The sequence below is a fragment of the Paenibacillus thermoaerophilus genome (assembly GCF_005938195.1).
Lineage (GTDB): Bacteria > Bacillota > Bacilli > Paenibacillales > Reconciliibacillaceae > Paenibacillus_W > Paenibacillus_W thermoaerophilus.
This window is the reverse complement of the sequence record NZ_VCQZ01000053.1, coordinates 1-1,629: the sequence shown is the minus strand read 5'-3', so window position 1 is coordinate 1,629 and position 1,629 is coordinate 1. Positions and strand designations below refer to the sequence as shown.

General features: G+C 49.8%; 1 protein-coding gene. It reads right to left on the bottom strand.

The features are described from left to right. Positions 1 to 92 precede the first annotated feature (92 nt). A complete protein-coding gene (locus FE781_RS17265; RefSeq protein WP_019007868.1) occupies positions 93 to 1,457 on the bottom strand; it encodes an ISNCY family transposase in 1,365 nt (454 codons plus the stop codon). Between the last annotated feature and the right edge of the window lie 172 nt (positions 1,458 to 1,629).

The window sequence follows — 1,629 nt, the reverse complement described above, 5'->3', positions numbered from 1 at the left end:
TAGTTGCTCCTGAAAAAGTCGATTTTCAAAAATAGTTTCGGGTTGCTGGCTGGGTTGTGAGGGGGAACTTTCCCTAATGATCGGTTTCCATGTTAGTTTTGGAGCATTTTTGCCGCTCTTTGCAGGTTGTGGGTCAGAATCCCGAAGCCGACCCAGCATTTTGAGCCGACAAAGCCCCGATACCTGCTGCGGTTCAAACCGTACTTCCGCTTGAGAAGACTAATCTTCGCTTCTCCAGCTGCACGGTAACGCTGCAAGTCTTTGAACCATAATTCGTTTTCGTACTCGGATCGGGCAATGCCTTTTTTGCCCTTTCGCGGCAAGCTAGCTCGCTTCACACCAAGTTCGGTAATGGCCGTTTCGTTCTTCTTGCTTGAGAAACCGCGGTCGGTCGCTACAGCTTGCGGCGCTTTGCCGAATTGCTTGATATGCGCCTGTACAGCGGGAACGAGCAGTTCATCATCCGAGGGGTTCCCCTCGTAGACAGCGTAGCCGGTCACAAAGCCGCTTTCCGTCTCGTCGATTCGCACCTTGTAGCCGAACTCAGTTCCTTTGGCCAGCTTACCTTTCTTAATCGGTCTTGCTTCCGGGTCAAAGAAACTGACGATCCGATCTGCGATGATTCGATTGCCGGAAACGACCTGTTTGGCTTGTTCCAACAACTTGCCGGTTAGCGTGACCGCCTCGGTCAGTTTGGTTTTACTTTGTCGAAGAGCAGCTTTGCCCTTGTCTTGCAGTTTCTCGATAACGGCTTGCGCCTTGTTCACAACGTTCTCGGCTACTTCGATTACGCTCCCAGTGATCCGGTCAACTTCTTCCCAAGATTCACGGGTGCGGCGACGTAGAACTTTCGCGATGGACAGAATCTTTTCCTTGATTTCTGCCGTACGATCTTCAAAGCCTTGAACAGTGTGGGAGGCGACTTTCCGGATTTTCTGAATCGTTCGAGTGATGACTTTTACGCCATCTTGCAACAGCGTAGCGTCTGTCGGGTGATGGATGTCGGATTCCACAACCGTCGTATCCGTGCGCAATTTGCGGGTTTTCAGAACGGCTTTTTCCTCACACTGCTTTACGAGTGCGGCATTGATGTCTTCGACGATCTTGTCGCCGTAGCGTTTGCGGGCATAGATGAGCGTAGACGGGTCGGGCATCGGTTCGTCGATGGCAAACCGGCAGAACATTCGCCATGTGATGCTGTCACCGACTTCCTTCACGAGTGACTCGTAGCCCAAATTGTATTTATGCTTCAGGACCATAAGACGGATGTACTTTTCAATTGCAAGCGTAGGACGGCCGCTTTTCTTGCCTTTCGGGTGCAACTCAGTAAACGGTTGAAGAAAACGGTCGTCGTCCAGTAATTGATCTATGATTGCAAGCTCGACCGGCAACTTTCTAACAGATTCCGGGAGAATGGCATCCCAGATGGTCAATTGCTCGTCTCGAAGTTTCAACATTTTCTTCACCTCTTGGAAGGATTCCCGAGGGCTTCTGTTGAACTCCTATAGCAAAGGAATTCTTCCCTCGGGGTGTGGAACTTTGTTATCTCGTCAATAACAATTTCCATTTTGAGGTGCTGAATTCCTTTTAATTATGCTCAAAACACCCTGACTTTTTCAGGGGAAACTA

Excerpts from the sequence above, each read along its gene's own strand:
- FE781_RS17265 (WP_019007868.1), bottom strand. The coding sequence starts at position 1,457 with ATGTTGAAACTTCGAGACGAGCAATTGACCATCTGGGATGCCATTCTC.